General features: G+C 39.7%; 18 protein-coding genes and 1 pseudogene. 1 reads left to right on the top strand and 18 read right to left on the bottom strand.

Annotated features, from left to right (window positions below):
- Nucleotides 1-17: 17 nt before the first annotated feature.
- The 15 genes and pseudogenes from RBL01_RS05445 to RBL01_RS05375 form a co-directional block, all read right to left on the bottom strand.
- A complete protein-coding gene (locus tag RBL01_RS05445; protein ID WP_307780819.1) occupies nucleotides 18-2,198 on the bottom strand; it encodes a Tex family protein in 2,181 nt (726 codons plus the stop codon).
- 143 nt (nucleotides 2,199-2,341) lie between these two features.
- Nucleotides 2,342-3,073 carry a metallophosphoesterase gene (locus tag RBL01_RS05440; protein WP_307780820.1) on the bottom strand — a complete coding sequence of 244 codons (732 nt, stop codon included), beginning with the start codon at nucleotides 3,071-3,073 and terminating at the stop codon, nucleotides 2,342-2,344.
- A 68-nt stretch (nucleotides 3,074-3,141) separates the two neighbouring features.
- Nucleotides 3,142-4,083, bottom strand: coding sequence for a rhodanese-related sulfurtransferase (locus RBL01_RS05435; protein WP_002327859.1), 942 nt, complete (start codon nucleotides 4,081-4,083; stop codon nucleotides 3,142-3,144).
- A 176-nt stretch (nucleotides 4,084-4,259) separates the two neighbouring features.
- Nucleotides 4,260-4,628 carry a VOC family protein gene (locus RBL01_RS05430; RefSeq protein ID WP_002319126.1) on the bottom strand — a complete coding sequence of 123 codons (369 nt, stop codon included), beginning with the start codon at nucleotides 4,626-4,628 and terminating at the stop codon, nucleotides 4,260-4,262.
- 269 nt (nucleotides 4,629-4,897) lie between these two features.
- Nucleotides 4,898-6,289 (bottom strand): L-cystine transporter, encoded by a 1,392-nt coding sequence (locus RBL01_RS05425; RefSeq protein ID WP_058128786.1) that lies wholly within the window; start codon nucleotides 6,287-6,289, stop codon nucleotides 4,898-4,900.
- Between the two features lie 211 nt (nucleotides 6,290-6,500).
- A complete protein-coding gene (locus tag RBL01_RS05420) occupies nucleotides 6,501-6,887 on the bottom strand; it encodes a DUF1149 family protein (RefSeq protein ID WP_058128785.1) in 387 nt (128 codons plus the stop codon).
- A 55-nt stretch (nucleotides 6,888-6,942) separates the two neighbouring features.
- Complete coding sequence (locus RBL01_RS05415; protein WP_002319125.1) at nucleotides 6,943-7,566, bottom strand: HAD-IA family hydrolase; 624 nt, start codon at nucleotides 7,564-7,566, stop codon at nucleotides 6,943-6,945.
- A gap of 62 nt (nucleotides 7,567-7,628) precedes the next feature.
- A complete protein-coding gene (locus RBL01_RS05410; RefSeq protein ID WP_058128784.1) occupies nucleotides 7,629-8,297 on the bottom strand; it encodes a 2,3-bisphosphoglycerate-dependent phosphoglycerate mutase in 669 nt (222 codons plus the stop codon).
- Between the two features lie 11 nt (nucleotides 8,298-8,308).
- On the bottom strand, nucleotides 8,309-8,746 hold the full coding sequence (locus tag RBL01_RS05405) for a hypothetical protein (protein ID WP_002319123.1): 438 nt from the start codon (nucleotides 8,744-8,746) through the stop codon (nucleotides 8,309-8,311).
- Between the two features lie 61 nt (nucleotides 8,747-8,807).
- Nucleotides 8,808-9,479 (bottom strand): hypothetical protein, encoded by a 672-nt coding sequence (locus tag RBL01_RS05400; RefSeq protein WP_002327855.1) that lies wholly within the window; start codon nucleotides 9,477-9,479, stop codon nucleotides 8,808-8,810.
- Between the two features lie 184 nt (nucleotides 9,480-9,663).
- Entirely contained in the window at nucleotides 9,664-10,062 is a 399-nt protein-coding gene (locus tag RBL01_RS05395; RefSeq protein WP_002292005.1) for a P-II family nitrogen regulator, read from the bottom strand.
- Complete coding sequence (locus RBL01_RS05390) at nucleotides 10,059-10,832, bottom strand: DUF1538 domain-containing protein (protein WP_058128783.1); 774 nt, start codon at nucleotides 10,830-10,832, stop codon at nucleotides 10,059-10,061. The genes RBL01_RS05395 and RBL01_RS05390 overlap by 4 nt, the downstream gene beginning before the upstream one ends.
- Nucleotides 10,829-11,512 (bottom strand): DUF1538 domain-containing protein, encoded by a 684-nt coding sequence (locus RBL01_RS05385; RefSeq protein ID WP_307780821.1) that lies wholly within the window; start codon nucleotides 11,510-11,512, stop codon nucleotides 10,829-10,831. The genes RBL01_RS05390 and RBL01_RS05385 overlap by 4 nt, the downstream gene beginning before the upstream one ends.
- A 167-nt stretch (nucleotides 11,513-11,679) precedes the next feature.
- Nucleotides 11,680-12,567, bottom strand: a complete 888-nt coding sequence (locus RBL01_RS05380) for a carbohydrate ABC transporter permease (RefSeq protein WP_307780822.1) — start codon at nucleotides 12,565-12,567, stop codon at nucleotides 11,680-11,682.
- A pseudogene (locus tag RBL01_RS05375) lies at nucleotides 12,564-13,370 on the bottom strand (carbohydrate ABC transporter permease); the annotation flags it as partial. The pseudogene RBL01_RS05375 and the gene RBL01_RS05380, both read right to left, overlap by 4 nt.
- On the opposite strand from RBL01_RS05375, the gene RBL01_RS05370 reads away from it, so the two are divergent.
- On the top strand, nucleotides 13,330-14,754 hold the full coding sequence (locus tag RBL01_RS05370; protein WP_058128782.1) for a sensor histidine kinase: 1,425 nt from the start codon (nucleotides 13,330-13,332) through the stop codon (nucleotides 14,752-14,754). The pseudogene RBL01_RS05375 and the gene RBL01_RS05370 overlap by 41 nt on opposite strands.
- 81 nt (nucleotides 14,755-14,835) lie before the next feature.
- Here the strand turns inward: RBL01_RS05370 and pheA are convergent, their stop codons facing one another.
- The 3 genes from pheA to aroA are packed head-to-tail and all read right to left on the bottom strand — an operon-like array spanning nucleotide 14,836 to nucleotide 17,454.
- Nucleotides 14,836-15,660 carry a prephenate dehydratase gene (pheA, locus tag RBL01_RS05365; protein WP_002319109.1) on the bottom strand — a complete coding sequence of 275 codons (825 nt, stop codon included), beginning with the start codon at nucleotides 15,658-15,660 and terminating at the stop codon, nucleotides 14,836-14,838.
- Complete coding sequence (locus tag RBL01_RS05360; protein WP_002329282.1) at nucleotides 15,657-16,166, bottom strand: shikimate kinase; 510 nt, start codon at nucleotides 16,164-16,166, stop codon at nucleotides 15,657-15,659. The genes pheA and RBL01_RS05360 overlap by 4 nt, the downstream gene beginning before the upstream one ends.
- Nucleotides 16,159-17,454, bottom strand: a complete 1,296-nt coding sequence (aroA, locus tag RBL01_RS05355; RefSeq protein WP_002319107.1) for a 3-phosphoshikimate 1-carboxyvinyltransferase — start codon at nucleotides 17,452-17,454, stop codon at nucleotides 16,159-16,161. Before aroA ends, RBL01_RS05360 begins: the two co-directional genes overlap by 8 nt.
- Between the last annotated feature and the right edge of the window lie 5 nt (nucleotides 17,455-17,459).

The following is a 17,459-nucleotide window of genomic DNA, read 5'->3' as shown; positions in this document are numbered from 1 at the left end:
TTTGTTACTCCTCATTGTTACTCTTCATAAGGGGAAAGCATCGTCAAACTGATTCTGCCTTTTTTCGTATCAACTTGTTCTATCCAAACCGTCACGATATCTCCGACTGACACGACGTCTGTAGGATGCTTGACAAATTTTTTGCTGAGTTTTGAAATATGGACAAGTCCGTCTTGTTTCACACCGATATCGACAAATGCGCCGAAGTCGATGACGTTACGGACCGTTCCAGTCAATTCCATCCCTGGTTTCAAATCTTCCATACTCAACACATCTGTACGCAATAGGGGCGCTGGCATCTCATCACGCATATCTCGTCCAGGTTGTGTCAGCCCAGCTAAAATATCGGCTAACGTTTCTTCTCCGACTGATAAACTTTCAGCCAGTTTCTCCGCGGATAACCGTGTCAATTTTTCTACTGCTTCTTCTGTCCCAAGCTCTTTTTCTGAAAGATGGACGGTCATTAATATGTCTTTCGCAATAGAATAACTTTCGGGATGGATACCGGTGTTGTCCAAAATGTTTTTCCCACCAGGAACTCGCAAGAAGCCGATTGCTTGTTCATATGCTTTTGGTCCTAAACGTGGCACTTTTTTCAGCTGAGTTCGTGCAGTAAATTCTCCATTTTCTTCACGATAATTGACAATGTTTTGGGCAGTCGTTTTATTCAATCCTGATATGTGCTGCAAGAGCTGTGGACTAGCCGTGTTCACATCCACGCCTACTTGGTTGACCGCTGTTTCCACGACAAAATCCAATTGTTCAGCCAAACGTTTTTGCGAAACATCATGTTGGTACTGTCCTACACCGACAGCTTTAGGATCGATCTTGACTAATTCAGCTAAAGGATCTTGCAGACGACGGGCAATAGAAACAGCACTTCTTTCTTCTACTTGTAGATGCGGGAATTCTTTTCGTGCAATTTCGCTAGCGGAGTAAACAGAAGCGCCAGCTTCATTAACAATGGCGTAATAGGCTTTATGGTCGGCTGATTTCAATTGCTCAGCCACAAAAAGTTCTGATTCCCGACTGGCTGTTCCATTCCCGATAGCTACCATATCTACTTGATATTGATTGATTAATTGGATAAAAGCTGGACCAGCAGCTTCCCTTTTCGCTTGTGCTGCAGGTTTATGCGGATAAATGACTTCGATTGCCAAAACTTTTCCTGTCGCATCTACGACTGCTAGTTTACATCCAGTACGATAGGCAGGATCAAATCCCAGTACGACTTTACCTTTTAGCGGCGGTTGCAACAAAAGATTGCGAAGATTTTCTCCAAAAATAGCGATGGCTTGCTCATCCGCTTTTTCAGTCAATTCATTACGCAGTTCTCGCTCGATTGCCGGCTGTATAAAACGTTTATAACTATCTTGATAGGCTTCTCTTACAAAGGAAGAAGAAGGAGAGGCAGGGTTTTTCACTAATTGGCGATCCAAGTAAGCTAAAATTGCTGCTTCGTCTACTTGAAGGAATACTTTGAGAACCTCTTCTTTTTCTCCTCGATTAGTGGCCAATATCCGATGAGAAACCATTTTATGGACAGGTTCTGCAAAGTCATAATACATTTCGTATACGCCTTTTTCATCTGCTTGCTCATCCTTGACTTGGCTGACATACATGCCTTTGTTATACGTATAAGACCGAATCCAAGTCCGAAATTTTGCATTATCGCTGACTTGTTCAGCAATGATCTCATGCGCACCTTGCAACGCTTCTTCAGCAGAAGAGACTTCTTTTTCTTTATCGATATATTTTTCTGCTTCCGATTGCACCTCTCCATCTGTAAGCTGCATCAGCCACAGCGCGAGTGGTTCAAGTCCTTTTTCTTTAGCAATCGTTGCTTTTGTCCGTCGTTTCTGTTTGTATGGACGATATAAATCTTCCACTTGTTGCATTTTTACGGATTGCGTGATTTCTGTTTCTAACTCAGGGGTCAGTTTCCCTTGTTCATCGATCAGCCGAATCACTTCGTTTTTTCGTTTTTCTAAGTTTTCAAGATAGGCATACCGCTCTTCGATTTCACGAATCTGGACTTCATCAAGACTTCCCGTCATTTCTTTTCGATAACGCGCAATAAAAGGAACGGTGTTTCCTTCATTTAACAAATTAAGTACAGTCGTCAATTGCTTGGGACGATAGTCTGAAAGCTCTTTTTGTACAAGCTGAATGATTGTCTGGTTCAAATTTTCCGTCATTAAAATGCCTCTTTTCTGCTAAAAATTGCTTCTTTATTCTATCATACTTTTTATCATGGGTTAAACTGTTGAAAGAAACAATATTCTCTATACAAATAAAAAGAGCCGCAACAAAGTCGCAGCTCCTTCATTCTTTCCATTCGTCAGATTCCTTGCCAAGATCCTTCGTTGTTCTGATATTCAATGTCTTGAAGGATACTTTCCTTGTCAAAAATAACCCCATGCAATGACCCTCCGAATACAGCTCCACCGTCCATTCCGATTTTATGATCCTGAATCCAGAGGTCTGTTGTCTGCATATCTCCATGGAGCATTGGTGTAATCGTATGTCCAAATACAATTGTCTTACCTGTATTGTTTTTCCCTTCATGAAAGGGTTCCCGTATCCAAATAAAGTCTCTTGGACTTGTCTTACGCCAGTCTTTCTTTGTCAAATCCACTCCAGCATGGACAAACAGATAATTTTCCCATTCATAATACAAGGGGCGCTGGACTAAAAATTCAATCAGTTCTGGGTATCTTGATTGGATCATCATTGAGATTTCAGTCGGGGAGTATTCCTCCGACGCACCTGGGTGAAGTAGGCTTTCAAATGTTTCTTTTCCACCATTTCTGATATAAGGCGCATACCAGTCCTCCGGCGCTTGCAGAAATTGCAAAAAATATTCTTCATGGTTGCCCCGGAGATAAATGGCTCCTGTTTCTTCGACTAATTGCTTTCCTAATAGAAAACATTCCTTTGTACGAGGTCCTCGATCATTGAGATCTCCTAATAAAACAAGCTGATGGATCGTCGGATCATAATAGTGAATAAGTTTTTCAAAAAGATCATATTTACCATGGACATCGCCAATAGCATAAATCAATGATTTCATGTGGATCACCATCCTCAACGATAGTATAGCGCATATCGGAAATGGTCGACAATCAAAACTATTGTTTTCTATTTATTTAAAGCTGCAAATCGCAGTTCTGCTTCTTCTGGAGAGATTCCATGGTCTTGAACATAGCGGTTGCGTGGATGTTTCGCACACTCTACGCTACATGCTCCTAAATGTTTTTCTTCATTTTCAATAGAAGCAAGAATCTGACGATTGCACTCAGGATTGCTACAATTGATATATCGTTCACATGGTGTTCCGTCAAACCAGTCGCGACCGACGATTTGTTTATCTACTTGGTTGATATCGACAGCGATCCGTTCGTCAAACACATACATCTTGCCGTCCCATAATTCCCCTTTAACTTCAGGATCCTTACCATAAGTAGCAATACCGCCATGCAGCTGTCCGACATCTTTGAATCCTTCACGGACAAGCCAACCAGAAAACTTCTCGCAACGAATACCACCAGTACAGTAGGTCACTACCCGTTTTTCCATAAATTCTTCTTTGTGCTCGCGAATCCAGTCTGGAAGCTCTCGAAAACTGCGTATATCTGGGCGTACAGCCCCTCGAAAATGCCCCAAGTCATATTCATAATCATTCCGTGCATCAATCACCACTGTCTGTTCGTCTAAAATAGCTTCTTTAAATTCTTGCGGTGAAAGATAAGCACCTGTCACTTGGTTTGGATCAATGTCCTCTTCTAGCTTTAAACTTACAAGCTCTGGACGGTATCTTACAAACATCTTCTTAAAGGCATGTCCTTCGCTTGGATCGATCTTGAACATCGTATCAGCAAATCGAGGATCAGCTTTCATTGCTTCCATATAGGCAGTCGTGTTTTCAACGGTTCCAGACACAGTACCATTTATTCCTTCTTCAGCTACTAGAATACGACCTTTAAGATCTAAAGATTTGCAAAAGGCTAAATGATTTTTGGCAAATTCCTCTGGTTCTTCTATTTTTGTATAATTGTAATAAAGCAGTACTTGATAATCCATGTATTTCTTCCTTCCTTCTTTTCGTTCCTAAACAGTATAAAGAAGGCGTTCGCATTTGACGATTTATTTGCTTGTGTATAATTACGCATGCGTTTTTTGTTTACATAATATTATTATTTGAATTAAAAAGACTTTGCTTTTCTGTTTCGCACAGAAAAACAAAGTCTTTGTTTCTATTATTTACCTGTAACCGCAAAGTAATTGCCATCAGGATCAGCAAAGTTGAAGACATATTCTTCTCCAAGCTGTACCATATCACCTAATGTGACTGATTGCGTCTGCATTTTTTTATATAGTCCAAAGATATCTTTGCTGTAAAACATCAAAGATGGGGCACTAGTAGCTGTGCCAGGTGAATGGGACTCAACAAACGCTCGATCATATAACACGAATGAGGTTTGACTGTCCTCAACTCCTACTTCAATTACAAGCGTCCCATCCATTTCTTGACGATCTTTTTCCGCAAAGCCAATTGCTCTCCAAAACGCTACATTTTTTTCTACATCGTCCACATAAAGCATGATTTTTATTTCATTCGTAAACATCTGTTTCCTCCTAAACGATCTGTTCTAACATTCCCCACTTTGTCAGTTTACCATAGGAAAATGGGGAAATCTACGAAAGCCCTCAACAGAATCATCCTACTTAAATACGCTTTTCTTTAATAATAAATAAGTTGGTTGTTTTTATTATTCACGCTTTCACTTTTCGGAATAAATATTTTGTACTTATATGGAATGAATAAAAAAACATACTAAGAGAGGAGAACATCATTTATCAATGATGTTCCCCTCTAATCTTAGTATGTTTTTAACTATGCATTCACATCGATCACTTTAGAATCATCATTGATGACATCGCGATCTAAATCTTTGATGCGTGCACTTGTCACGATACCAGCTACCATGCTACCGCTGACGTTTACTGCTGTGCGTGCCATATCGATTAATGGTTCAACAGAGATAACTAACCCAACGATTGCTACTGGCAAGTTCATTGCCCCTAAAACGATCAGTGAAGCAAATGTTGCGCCCCCACCGACTCCAGCTACACCAAAAGAACTGATTGTTACAATTGCCACAAGCATCAAAATAAATTCCAAACTAAAGACATTCACTCCAGCTGCTGGTGCGACGATCGTTGCCAACATAGCTGGATAAACGCCAGCACAGCCGTTTTGTCCAATAGACAAACCAAAACTTGCTGAGAAATTAGCTGTTGCATCATCTACTCCTAAAGCTTTTGTCTGAGTCTCGATGTTCAATGGCAAAGCTCCAGCACTTGAACGTGAAGTAAACGCAAAGCTCAATACCGGAAAGGCTTTTTTGAAATAGTTGATTGGATTAACTTTTGCACCAATCAAAATCAGTGAGTGGACAATCAAAACAGCAAGCAAGGCTACGTAAGATGCAACGACAAATTTACCTAAATTGACGATAGCTGCAAAATCACTTGTTGCCAAAACGTTTGTCATCAAAGCAAATACCCCATATGGTGTCAAACGCAGAACAAGCGTCACGATCCGCATAATGATTTTATACAGACTGTCGACTAAATCTGAAAAGAATGCTGCTTCTTTTGGCGCTTTTCTTTTCACACCTAGATAAGCGATACCGACAAAGGCTGCAAAAATAACGACTCCAATCGTACTAGTTGCACGGCTACCTGCTAAATCAGCAAATACGTTTTTAGGGATAAAGGATAAAATCTGCTGCGGAATCGATAAGTTTTCAACCGTTTCCTGACGTGTCGCCAATTCAGAGATCCGTGCTGTTTCTGCTGCTCCTTGTGTGAATTTAGCTCCTTGAAGACCGAACAGCATCGTTGAACCGATTCCGATCAATGCTGCAATAGCTGTTGTACCAAGTAAAGAAGTCAGTACAGTTGCACTAATTTTCCCCAGCTTTTTAGAAACTTTCATTTTTGTGAATGCACCAATGATCGAAATGAACACTAGAGGCATAACTAGCATTTGCAAGAATGATACATACCCTTGTCCTACGATCCCGATCCATTCCATTGATTGAGTAACGACTTTGTCTTCTACACCAAAGATCAATTGAAGCAGACCGCCAAAGACGATACCAACTCCTAATGCTGTAAAGACGCGTGTTGAAAATTTTGTATGGCGCTTTTGCATACGATAGAACACATATAATAATGCCGCAAAAACTAGAACCACTAAAACTGTGATGAGTGTTGTCATTTTTCTCCTCCTCATATTATTAATGACAAGTCCATCGAAGGAAGTAAAGGTTCCCGAGAATGATTCTTCAACCATCCTCCTGAAAAAATTTTTTCAGTGACTTTTACATTTTAGACGATTTTTATCGAAATGACATTCTTTTTGCTTACAATTAGTAATAAAAAAACATACCTGCGATAGATTAAAACTATCGCAGACATGTTTTTACTGTCTATTCTTGTTTTTCTGATTGAAAATTCAATTTTACCCCAGGCTGATCCAAGGCGATCTCTGTCACCTCATAAGACATCCGGCGTACGATATCAAATAACGGTGCTACTAGCTCGTCCACCTCTTCTTGTGTGACATCATTTTGTCCTTCAATTTTCCGATTGAGGATATGATTGATCTGACTCACACTTCCAGATAAAACATATGTATCAAACACTAAACGGAACTCTAAGCGTGCTCCTACGATGCTATGTTCTTTCGGATAGTTTTCGATCGTTTCTTTCAAAGGCGAGAAGCCCACTTTCAAATCTGTTTCTACTTCTTGGCTCGGTAATCTCATATCATAATGAAAAGCTTCTACTACTTCTTTTTGTCTTCTGATTTCCATATAATTTTATCACTCCTTTATAAAAATTATAACATATCTCCTTTGTAAGGGGATACTATTTTTTTACGTTACTCTGCAAGGATAGGATTTCATTCAAATTTCCTACCACATGATCTGCAGGAATCTCCCCCAGAAAATGATCAATATCGTAAAGACAAGTAACGACTCCTGCGTTTTTCCCCGCTTCGATATCTAAACGGCGATCGCCGATCATCATCGTGTCTGTTCTTTCTAAATGAAAAGTATCGATCAAATAATTTAACGATGCTGGATTCGGTTTACGAGGAAAATCCTGATCAATCCCTACTACTTCCTCAATCAGATGGGCTAATTGATACTCTTTCAGCAGTTCCCATGTCGATTCTGTCAAACGGTGGGTCAAGATGAAGTGACGTCCTCCATTGATTTTTAGACTTTCAAGTACTTGTTTCGTTTCTGGAAATGGACGGGAAGCTTCCTTGCTTTTTTTCTCATACCGATGAAACCATTCATTAAATTCATTGGCGTCCAAATTTGATTCATTGATCAAATAACTGGTGGAATATTTTTTCATTTTGAAGTAGATTTCTTTTTTATCCATACTGATACCAAAATCTTTTAGTGCTTGCCATGCACCATCTACCATTGCGGGATACGTATCAAACAATGTACCATCAAAGTCCCATATATAATTTTTCATGTTCTTTTTGTTCCATTCCTTTGCTTCTTTTTTCTATCTTTCACTATAGATAAATACGTTGATTAAAGTATTGTTTTCTCTAGAATCGTCAAATCGTCTGCTAATGTATATTGGATTGGTTGTGCGTTCGGGATATCAATTGTATCCATTTGATCCTCAGGAATATTTTCTAAATATTTTGTCAGTGCTCGGATGCTATTCCCATGACCCACAACTAGTAAACCTTTCCGATCTTTCAGTTTTGGTGCCAGTTGATCTTGCCACAAAGGAATGATCCGATTCACTGTCATTTCTAGACTTTCTCCGTACGGAATCAAATGTGGATCCAAATGATCATATCTGCGGTCAAATCGGTTTTCTGCGGTTAACGGCGGAACTTCTGTATATCCTCTGCGCCATTTCTTTACTTGATCTTTTCCGTATATTTCTTTCATCTGATCCTTGTTTTTACCAACAAGATCCCCATAGTGCCGTTCATTCAGACGCCATGTTTTTACTATAGGAAGCCACAACTGCCCCATTTCTTCTAGTGCGGCTTGACCGGTAAGAATCGCGCGTTTTAAAACAGAGGTGTAAACCGCATCGAATTGAAGACCGGCTTCATACATTTTTTGACCGGCTACTGCTGCTTGTTCTTTTCCTTTTTCTGTTAAGGCGACATCTAGCCACCCTGTCCAGTAATTTTCAAAATTTGCTTCGCTTTCGCCATGACGCAATAATACTAATTTCATTTTTTTCTCCCTTAAACATTCGTTTCGAATTTTATGCCACATGTTTTGCATGTCACGCGTATTCGTCCTTTTCCTCTAGGCGCACGCTGCTTTTGATGACAATTCGGGCACTCAAAAAAAGTATAGCTTTTTCGTTCCGTTTTAGCTTGCTTTTTGTTTCTCATCTGATGATATTTTTCTTTGACTTTATCAAAATATTCCAAATAACGTTGATTTTCATTTAGTCTAGGATAGATTTTTTTTGATAGAAAACGAAATAGCATCCATCCGAAAAAGACGATGAACAACAATTGCCCGATCCTATATGGCAACCACCGACTTAGTAAACTAAAAAAAAGTGCGATAATCAATAGAACACGATTCAATTGATCAAATTTTGCATATCTTCCCTGCATAAGTTTTTGATAGTTCTGCTGAAACCGTATCAGTCTTTCTAACCATGTTTGCATCCTGTTATCTCCTCCATCATCTATCATTCATTATGACAAAAAAATCAAAAAAGAAAAAGCCTTAATTGGCCTTTTCCATTGCGACTTGATGAAGGACATTCCGATTTCTGGTAAAGTCGATCACAATCACTTTCTTTTTATCTTCTCTGTTGACTACACGGAATGTGTCCGTCAATGGCAAAAACAGCTTCTTAGATGGTAGCTGTTGCATACGTATAAAACGATGGATCATCGTAATCAATTGAGGGAATTGAATGGACGTATGAAGCAGATTTGGATATTTTTTCAACAGTTGAGTCGTTTTGATCAAATTCCGTTTTTTACTGATTACTTTTAAAAAGCTTTTTAGAATCTTTTGCTGACGTCTAAAAATAGAAAAAGAATTTTCATCATCTATTTGATAACGCATTTGTTTCTGTAGTTCTGCTGCAGTCAAATGAATCTTCTCATCGTTCGTATCGATCATCAAACCTTCTGGGAATAGCTCAACGACTGCTCGATCCCAAGATTCAAGAGAAAGCTCGATATAATCTTTTACCGGTAATTCCAATTCTGCCTCAAAAAAGTGCAAAACAGCCGATAGCCCTTCTGCTTGATAAATTTCTCCTAATGTTAGTCCCTCTAGATGGAACTCTGGTGAAAAATGCAGCAATGTTTTATTTTCCTGCAATTGAACATATAGAAATGTTGACCGCTCAATCAGAGTATCTTTTAAAACAACTAAAAAATTCATTTTTCTCCCCCTTTTTTCATCATTTTTAAAATAGCATATTTTGAAAAGAAAGTCTGATGCTTAGAGAAGAATTTCATAAAAATTTACTATTTCATAAGTATTCACGAAAAAAACATAAACAAAAAAGCGGAAATAACGTTCATCCGCCTTCTTGTTTAGGTTTATTTCTTCTTCAAATGCTTGTCTATGATTCAGGATTTTCTCTATCGTTAGTTTCATCCAAAAGTTCCTGCATCCCGATAATTTCCCGATACTGATGAATCTTAGTGATACCAATTACTTTATCTACATCAATACTAAAACAAATCCCGTTACCTGGAACATCGATGTTGATGCCTTGACCAATCGCATCCATCACTTGATTCGTCAAACTATCTGGTACTAATGTCAAAACAACATCTTTTTCTGGCGAGATGTCCAAACCTAAAAATTTCCCTGAATCATGTACACCAGAACCACGACCATGCAAGATTGTTCCGCCAGCTGCACCTGCTTCTTTTGAAAAGTCGATGACATCTTCACCTGTTCCTCCGTCCACGATCGTCACAATCATGTGAAGATTCAATGCTACAAGATCTTTCATTTGCTTTCCCCCAATTTTCGCAATCTTTCTTTTTCGATTCTGTCTTTTTCATCTTTTCGTTTATAAATATATCCTAGTACTAAAGTGGATAATATTGGTGTCAATGCAATCATTGCAACCACACCAAACCCATCAATGGTCGGATCTCTTCCCTCAATTTGTGCAGCGATCGCCACGCTCATTGATAAAATAAATGTCGAACACATCGGACCCGTTGCTACTCCACCGTTGTCAAAAGCCATTGCTAAAAAGATCTTGTCCACTTTTCGTCCTAAAATAAATGCTAGCCCATATCCTGGGATCAAGAAATAATAAAGAGAGAATCCGACGAGCAAACGCCACATAGACAATCCTACTGCTGCGCCAATCCCAATCGAAATCACCATCAGCATGATTTTCGACCGGATCCTCCCTTCACTCAATTCTTCAACCTGTTTTACCATTACATGAATCGCCGGCTCAGCAAACCCTACTAGGAACCCCATCAAAAAGCCAAGGGGAACCAATATATAATTATAGGGCAATCCAGCGATCGTACTACCTAAATGCTGTCCTACCGGAACGTAAGCCATATTGACTCCGTGCAGGAAAAGAATCAACCCAATAGTCGTTATCAAGAAGCCTTTCATAATGTCAAAGAAACGCTTCTTGCGCATACGAAAACTAATGATATTCATCAAAACAAATAGAATCACGATAGGTGCCACTGCTAAAATAACTTCCATAGTAACGATCTCGATACCATCTATCACTTGCTGCCAGAAACTCATTGGAAGATCACCCCCAAAATCATTACGGCAAGAATTGGCCCTAATGAAGCAATACCAACCATTCCAAAGCTGTCATTTTCATTTTTCTTTTGTTTGATCATACTAGTCATCCCTCCGGCAAGGGCCAAGATAAATGGAACAGTTACTGGACCAGTAGTCACTCCCCCCGAATCAAAAGCAATCGGCATGAATTCGGAACTAGTGAAAAACGAGGCGATCAAAACGCCTATGTAGCCTATAGCCATCAATTGATAATAGGATAGCTTGAATACGACCCGAAGCAGCGCAAAGGCTAGAAATACTCCAGTGCCGACGCTGACGATCCCAATCAGCAACACTCTGCCAATCTCTCCGTCAGATATATCATATACTTGTTGTCCCAAAACTTGCACGGAAGGTTCGGCAATCGTGATCACGATCCCCATAGCAAACCCCAAACTGACCAAAACAGCCAAACTTTTCTTTTTGATCATATATTTCCCTACTAGATCTCCGACTTCCATCATGGAATAGTCTGCCCCAAACAAAAAGAGCGTCATTCCGATCATCATGATAGCCGCACCTACCAAGAATGAAGCGAGGTCTTCTCCTTCTAACGGCGCAAAAACAAACGTTAAAATGACAATCAGGACGGTCATCGGCAATATGGCAGCAATCACTTCTTTAAAATTTTTTAGCATGTATCCTCCTCCTTTACTCTTTAAGTTTACCCTAAAATGAAAGAGTTTTCGAGTATAAACTTAAAACGTTATCATTTAATTTTTCTCACCATAAAATAACACACGTCCCAAAAGTATCTTTTTACTTGGAAAAGATGACTTTGTAGGGATGCACTTACTGTTGTTTTTTATTTTACAGAGCCGATCATTCCTTGAACGAATTGCTTTTGCAAAACAAAAAATACGATGGCAGTTGGTAAAGTAGCAATGACTAATCCAGCCATGATCATTCCATAGTCTGGTGTATAGGAAGCACCCATAGCAGATAAAACAAGCGGGAACGTCCGTTTATCAGGAGACTGCAAAGCCACTAAGGGCCATAAATAATTGTTCCAGCTGCTCATGAATGTGATGATTGCTGCCGCTGCATAGGTATTTTTAGCCGTCGGCATATATACTCTAAAAAAAATACTTAGTTCTTTTAGACCGTCTAATCGAGCTGCTTCTACTAGATCTTTTGGAAAGGATTTAACATTTTGTCGGAAGAAGAAGATCAAAAAAGCAGTGCTGATAGATGGTAAGATTACAACTAAGAAACTATTGATTCCCAAAATCGTTCCGTTCAATTGTGAAAACATTCGATACAAAGGAATCATCAATGCCGCAAAAGGAACCATCATCGATAGCAGTAGAATATTGAAAATCAAGTCTTTTCGCTTGCTTTGATAAATCTCAAATCCATATCCTGCCATTGACGAAATCAGCAATGCAAACACAGTGGTCACTAGAGCGATCATTGCTGAATTCCAAAGGGAACGAGTAAAATTCAGTTCATTGGAAAACAAATTTTGAAAATTGATGATCAAGTTACTGCCAATCTTTATTTTTCCCGATGTGATATCCACGGGTGTATTCGTCATTCCCAGAATCATCCAGACAAAAGGTAAAATGGAAATAAATGATAGGATGCTTAATGCTGTATACTTTAATGCTGACCCAATTGCCGAACGAAGTCCTAAGGCTTGTTTTTTGACGTTGGGGTGTGCAATCGTTTCTTTTTCTACCATGCTTTTCATCGACTCTCTCCTCCTACTTTCGTTTGGATTATCGACAATATCACAATAAAGGCAACAATAACAAAGGAAACTGCTGCCGCATATCCAAGATTAGGCGTGAATTTATAACTCAAATTATAGATGTATTGAGACAGGGTGGTCGTTGCATTTGCTGGACCCCCGCCAGTAATATTTTGTACTTCATCAAAAAGCCGCAATGTCCCGATCGTCGAAGTAATGGAAGTAAACAAAATAATCGGTTTTAAATTCGGGATCGTCACTTTGATAAATTGCTGCCATTTAGAAGCACCATCAATAGATGCTGCTTCATAAATCTCCGAATCAATATTTTGCATGCCTGAAAGGAAAAAAATCATATTGTATCCAGTCCAACGCCAAGTGATCGAAAGAATGATCAGAACTTTCGCCCAAATTGGATGAGTCAGCCAGCCAATCGGTGTATCAATCATACCAATGCCCAACAACAAGTTGTTTACAAGGCCAGATTGAGAAAATAGACTTTTCATGATCAGAGAATAACTGACCATCGAAGTGATACACGGAAGAAAAATAGCTGTTCGAAACAACCCTTTATATTTCAGCTTTTTATCATTTAAAAGGTTGCAAATAAAAAGCGCTAGAAACAGCATGATTGGTACTTGAACTAGTAAATACAGGAACGTATTGAAAAAAGCTTTTTTAAAAGTAGCATCTGTCAGCATCCGCTGATAATTACCTAATCCGTTAAATGTCATATTGACAGGGGGACCACTTTGAAAAGACGTGATCAAAGCCAAAACCATCGGAATAAAAACCATGATCGATTACGATATATTGATCTTTGGAGAAAATGGAAGAACTTTTGTCGGAAATGACATGCTCACTGCCGTATCTGCCGATTCTTTTTTTCAATCTGCGATTGCCCAGAGAGTGAATGAACGTGCTGCGGATACACAAATGCTTTTTGCACAATACGGATTGACTCTTCGAGATAAGAAAGCACCCAGCGTCTTTTTTGTCAAAAAACTGAAAAACACATTGAATCATATTTACGGATATGCTGTTTTATCGATCTCATCCCAGCAACTAGCGAATCTTTTTCAATCTGTAGTAAATCCCGAGATATCGAAGATCTCCTTCATGAACGAAGAACAGACGATCATCGCATCAAATGAAGAAAATACAATTGGGAGCCGATCAATGATTTTCAAAAAACTAACAGTAGGTGAAACAGTCATTTCAAATGGACAGCAGTTGACCCGTCTTCCTCTGTACCGCCAGCATTGTACATTACTCAGCCAAGTCGATCTTCATTCTTTGTCTAACCAAATGGGCGTGATTTTCCCCATTATTTTGTATAATATCGTGACACTTGTTTTTGCTGGCTCATTGGTATTTATGTATTTGGATCGACACACAAAATCGATCTACCGCTTGATTGATTCGCTAAAATGGCTAGAGGAAGATGGCTTAAAAGCTACTGTTCCTGTGCAAGGAAGCCATGAAGTCCAAATGCTAGGGAATACGATCAATCAATTGCTAAGTAATGCGCAGCATCATTATGAACAGACGATCCAAGACGAAAAGAAGAAACGTTCGCTTGAAATCCAGACTATGCAAGCACAGATCCAGCCCCATTTTATTTATAATACGCTGACTAGCTTGAAATTTTTGATTTGGCAGCAAAAAACAGATGAAGCAGTTCAAGGAATCGACAGTTTCATTACTTTACTAAGAAGTACGATTGGGAAAAAAGAAGAAGTGATTCCAGTCAAGGAAGAAATCAAAAGCGTACAAAGTTACATCGATCTTTTGAGTATGCGATATGGCGAAAGAATCTCGGCTAAAATAATGATTCCTGATGAACTACAGACATTATCTATGCCGAATATGATCCTTCAACCAATTATCGAAAACACCTATCTTCATGCTTTTCACAATAAAACGCAAGGATTCATCACGGTGTACGGCAAAACAAAAAATCAGCTTCTTTTATTCGAAGTGATTGATAACGGCGATGGCTTCGATACTGAAAATACCAAACAAAAAAATGATCATTTTTCAGGAATCGGCATCAGCCATGTAGATGAGCGGATACGCCTAATGTATGGAGATGCATATGGCTTAACGATCCAATCAGTGATTGGGACAGGAACGACTGTAACGATTTGTCTCCCGCTTCTTCTTAAAAACCAATCAGAATATTAAAAATAAAGAATAGCCAAGCGCTGATTTTTTTATTTTTAAGTTAAATCAATCAATCAGTATTCTTGACTTTCATCTACGCGTCTATTCTACTGTCAATACTGGATAACAGCCTAATATTTGACTTTTTCCTCCGAGCATCTTGATTTCTTGGAGCGCATTCTCTACTAATGCCATTGGGCGGTCCAATAACAAATCGATTACGAAAAAATATTCTCCCAAGCTAGTTTTCAATGGTCGGGATTCAATCTTACTTAAGTTGATCTCCCGCCAGCCAAAAGCTGCCAGCATTTTATGAAGCATCCCTGGCCGATTAGCAGGTAGGGTCAAGATGACACTCATTTTTACTGGAGCTGACTGCTGGCTGGTCATCTTTCGGTCACCGACGATCCAAAAACGTGTCTGGTTCAACTCATTATCTTGGATATTCTCAGCTAAGATCTCCAATCCAACATGCTGTGCTGTTTCTAATGAAGCAATCGCTGCTGCGTCTTCTTTCGGATGTTCTGCTACATACATTGCTGCAGCAGTTGTTGATTCTGTTGCTACTAAAGGAACATTAGGATAATGCGTTTCTAAAAACTGTTGTGATTGTGCTAGTGCTTGGGGATGAGAAAGGATTTTTGTAATCTTTGTTGCTACATTGCCTAAAAGCTGCTGCTTGATAGGAAGAACGATTTCACTTTTAACTTCGACTTCTGGATGTTTGGAAAGAAGATCGATTGTGTGATGAACAGATCCTTCCAATGAATTCTCTACAGGAACGACAGCCAGATCGACCTGTTTGCGAAACAACGCGCGCAAACAAGCAGGGATCGAAGCATACGCAGTCAATTGTTCTGTAGGAAATAGCTGGCAAGCCGCCTGATAAGTGAACGAACTTTCTGGCCCTAGATAGCTGACATTCATATGCTTTTGATCCTTTCTATAATGGTATCGATGATCTTTTCTGGTGTTTGATTGGTCGTATTGATTCGATGTGTCGCGCTCTCTTCATACCAGGAAAGTCGTTGTGCCAATAAGGCTTTTATTTCTTCTCTTGTTTTTCCAAGAGCTAACGGTCGAATAGACGTTTTATCTTGTTGGATACGATCGATTAGACAGTCTGCTTCTGCCTCTAAGTAAAGAACAATTGGCTGCGTTTGTAAAAATTGCCGATTGGCAGCACATTGGACGATTCCTCCACCAGTCGCTATAATTTTATCTTCATTTGACAGCTTTCTTAAAACCTTTGACTCCACTTTTCGAAAGCTGTTTTCACCGTAATAGTGAAAATATTCGGCAATCGATAATTGGATATGTTCCTCAATCTTTGTATCTAAATCTACATACTCTTTTTGTAAACGTTGAGCTAACCCTTTACCGATCGTTGTTTTTCCAGCGCCCATGAAACCAATCAGCAAAATGCTAGCCATGAGCTTCTCCTCCTGACACAAGTTCTGCTAAATCGTCGAAAAATGCCGGATAAGAGATTGAAACGGCTTCAGCTCCTTCTAGTTCGCAAGGTCCATCAGCTATCAGAGCAGCTACTTGCAGCATCATCCCGATTCGATGATCGCCTCTGCTGGAAACTTTTGCGCCATGCAGAGGTGTTGGTCCATGGATGATCAAACCGTCTGCTGTTGCTTTTATCTTTGCCCCCATTTTTTGCAATTCTTCTGCCACCGCATCAATTCTGTTGGTTTCTTTTACTTTTAATTCTTCTGCGTCTTCGATGATCGTGACTCCTTCTGCTTGAGTAGCTACTAAAGCTAGAATGGGCAGTTCATCAATCAGACGCGGAATGATTTCTCCACCAATCGTCGCTTTCTTCAAATGACTCGTCTTGACACTTAAATCAGCTGATTGGTTATGTTCATTGTGATTCGTCTGGGTAATCGCTGCGCCCATCTCCTCTAGCACATCTAAGATACCGGTCCTTGTTGGATTGACCCCGACATTTTTTAACAACAGCTGGCTTTCCGGAACAAGAAGTCCTGCTGCTAGAAAGAATGCAGCTGATGAAATATCACCTGGAACAGTTATCTGCTGACCGGTTAATTTTTGCGGTCCTGTCACCATGATTGTTTTATCTTCCACTGTGATCCTTCCACCAAATTGACGAATCATTTCTTCCGTATGGTTACGGGAACGTTCTTTCTCCACGATTACGGATGTGCCTTCTGCTTGTAGTGCCGCAAACAGCAAAGCAGATTTGACCTGTGCACTAGCTACAGGCATATTGTATCGGATAGTTGATAAAGAGCGGGTTCCTGTCACAGTGATTGGTAGATACTGATCATTTTCATTTCCTTGCAAGTCAGCACCCATCTCGCGTAAAGGCTCCATCACTCGCCCCATTGGACGTTTAGACAACGAAGCATCACCGACCAGAGTCGTTGTAAAAGGCTGTCCAGCCAAAATACCCATCAATAAACGACTCGTCGTACCGGAGTTTCCCATGTCGATGGGTGCAGTTGGTTGGACAAAGGAGTGGCTACCGCGACCATGAATCTTGATCACCTCTTCCTCTTCTTCGATCTCGACGCCTAATTGTTGGAAGGCATGTAAAGTACTCAGACAATCTTCTGCGCGCAAAAAATTTTGTATAGTCGTCGTTCCCTCAGCAATTGCTCCAAACATGATGCTGCGATGAGAAATCGATTTATCTGCTGGTATCCTAACAGTCCCTCTTAATCCATGTATTTGTTGTAATAATCGCATTTATC

This window comes from Enterococcus sp. SB12 (assembly GCF_030910025.2).
GTDB lineage: Bacteria > Bacillota > Bacilli > Lactobacillales > Enterococcaceae > Enterococcus_B > Enterococcus_B faecium.
Note: the sequence above shows the minus strand (reverse complement) of the source record. Positions and strands in the feature narration are given on the sequence as shown.